This is a genomic window from Microbispora bryophytorum (genome assembly GCF_006874465.1).
Lineage (GTDB): Bacteria > Actinomycetota > Actinomycetes > Streptosporangiales > Streptosporangiaceae > Microbispora > Microbispora bryophytorum.
Genome location: NZ_VIRL01000094.1, coordinates 1 through 494 on the forward strand (window position 1 = coordinate 1; position 494 = coordinate 494).

Here is a 494-nt window from a genome sequence, read left to right on the forward strand (position 1 = left end):
CCTACGGGGGGCAGCAGTAGGGAATATTTCACAATGGACGAAAGTCTGATGAAGCAACGCCGCGTGAATGAAGAAGGCGTTCGGCTCGTAAAATTCTGTTATTAAAGAAGAACGTACTTGAGAGGATATGTTCACGTTGTGACGGTATTTAACCAGAAAGTCACGGCTAACTACGTGCCAGCAGCCGCGGTAATACGTAGGTCACAAGCGTTATCCGGATTTATTGGGCGTAAAGAGAGTGCAGGCGGTTTCTTAAGTCTGGTGTGAAAGCCTTCGGCTTAACCGGAGAAGTGCATTGGAAACTAGGAAACTTGAGTACAGCAGAGGATAGTAGAACTCCATGTGTAGCGGTGAAATGCGTAGATATTAGGAAGAATACCAGTGGCGAAGGCGGCTATCTGGGCTGTAACTGACGCTGAGGCTCGAAAGCATGGGTAGCGAACAGGATTAGATACCCCTGTAGTCCTGTATCTTATACACATCCCCGAGCAGTC

The 494-nt window shown here is 48.2% G+C and carries 1 rRNA gene; it reads left to right on the forward strand.

Going from position 1 to position 494, the window contains the following annotated elements:
- Nucleotides 1-494: ribosomal RNA gene (locus tag FLX07_RS35990) — 16S ribosomal RNA — on the forward strand; the annotation flags it as partial.